Source organism: Megasphaera cerevisiae DSM 20462, assembly GCF_001045675.1.
Lineage (GTDB): Bacteria > Bacillota > Negativicutes > Veillonellales > Megasphaeraceae > Megasphaera > Megasphaera cerevisiae.
The window spans coordinates 1-537 of record NZ_LEKT01000192.1; the positions used below are offsets into that span (position 1 = coordinate 1).

Annotated in this window: 1 protein-coding gene; it reads left to right on the plus strand. The window is 37.8% G+C overall.

Features of this window, described 5'->3' with window-relative positions; translation table 11 throughout:
- Positions 1-131: 131 nt before the first annotated feature.
- On the plus strand, positions 132-537 hold a 406-nt coding region (locus AB840_RS15700; RefSeq protein WP_048515737.1), incomplete at its 3' end, for a GRP family sugar transporter.

Below are 537 nucleotides of genomic sequence, written 5' to 3' on the forward strand. Positions count from 1 at the left end.
GTTATTGATAGGTATGGTTTTTTTATCGTGTTTAAGAAAGCGTATACATTTACAAATAGAAGTGCTATAATTTAGTAAAACGTTTTACTAAACGCAACAGATAAAAAATATATCAATAGAGGTGTTGAATCATGAATTTAGTTGCATTGTTAATTGGTTTAGGGCCATTAATCGGTTGGGGTCTATTTCCAACGATTGCATCCAAATTTGGTGGTAAACCAGTTAACCAAATTATAGGTGCTACAGTCGGGACGTTAATCTTTGCCTTTGTCTTCTTTATCTCCACAGGCCACGGCTTCCCAACAGGTATGGATCTGTTCTTTGCATTATTATCAGGAGCTGGTTGGAGTTTCGGTCAAATTATGACATTTAAAGCATTTGAATATGTAGGCTCATCACGTGCCATGCCAGTTACAACGGCCTTCCAATTATTAGGGGCATCACTTTGGGGCGTCTTTGCATTAGGTAACTGGCCTGGTGTTACAAATAAAATCATCGGCTTTTTAGCGTTAGTAGTTATCTTGATTGGTGCTTGGA